We start from the raw sequence: 214 nt of genomic DNA, 5'->3' as shown, positions 1-214 counted from the left end.
GCGCAAGGACGACCACGTGCGCATCGCCCGCGAGCAGCGCGACGATGCCCCGTCTCGCAACGACTTCGACGACCTCGAGTTCGTGCACCACGCCCTCGCCGGGGTGGACGCGGACCGCGTCGACCTCTCGGTGCAGGTCGACGGGTGGCGCTGGGCCACCCCCTTCTACGCGAACGGCATGACCGGCGGCACGGAGTGGACCACCCGCATCAAC

1 pseudogene is annotated in these 214 nt (G+C 71.0%); it reads left to right on the top strand.

Going from position 1 to position 214, the window contains the following annotated elements:
• Window positions 1-16 precede the first annotated feature (16 nt).
• A pseudogene (locus tag CH42_RS14305) lies at window positions 17-214 on the top strand (type 2 isopentenyl-diphosphate Delta-isomerase); the annotation flags it as partial.

The sequence above is a fragment of the Leucobacter musarum subsp. musarum genome, assembly GCF_001273845.1.
Classification (GTDB): domain Bacteria; phylum Actinomycetota; class Actinomycetes; order Actinomycetales; family Microbacteriaceae; genus Leucobacter; species Leucobacter musarum.
This window is presented reverse-complemented; position numbering and strand designations above follow the sequence as displayed.